We start from the raw sequence: 598 nt of genomic DNA, 5'->3' as shown, positions 1-598 counted from the left end.
ATACGAGCCGTAACCGGCATCCGCTACCGGATATTTGGGGTAGAATCCATAAATATCATGGAACTTATTCATGAGGGAGATGAAACAGTCCATATCTGAACGGTATTGGTTCACATCAACAACCGCTATATACTCATCCGCCACACCGACCTGGACATTATACGCCGGGAGCAGCTGGTCATTTCCCATATAGTCCTTTTTGATTCGCATGAAAGTAGCGGAATGATCCGTCTTGGAATAGCTATTGCGTCCATCTCCACAGATTTGGATCTTTTCTACATAGTCATTCAGCTTTAACAGATATTCCTGAAGTTTTTCATAATGGCGCTGCTGGACTGACTTTCGATGTCCTTTCCCAGCGACAAACGTTGTTTCATCCAACTGCCAGATTTCTACGTATTTCTATGCGGCTTCCTTTAGGTATTTTGGCGAGTATTCCGTATTAATACTGAACTTTATCCCCGTGTATTGAAGCTCAAGATTAATTTCCTGAAACAGGGAAGTGATCTTCTCAAACAGGCGGTATCTGGATTTTTCAGTCGCTTTCTTCCATACCCAGGAATACTTGTTTGCGTTGGCTTCAAACTTAGAACCGTCA

General features: G+C 43.0%; 2 pseudogenes. Both read right to left on the bottom strand.

The features are described from left to right. Positions 1 to 249, bottom strand: a pseudogene (locus WMO41_RS15845) (IS1182 family transposase); the annotation flags it as partial. A gap of 153 nt (positions 250 to 402) precedes the next feature. Further along, positions 403 to 598: pseudogene (locus tag WMO41_RS15840) on the bottom strand (IS1182 family transposase); the annotation flags it as partial.

It is taken from the genome of Ventrimonas faecis (assembly GCF_040096075.1).
Lineage (GTDB): Bacteria > Bacillota > Clostridia > Lachnospirales > Lachnospiraceae > Brotaphodocola > Brotaphodocola faecis.
The sequence above is the reverse complement of the archived record's forward strand: the minus strand, read 5'-3'. Positions and strand labels throughout refer to the sequence as shown.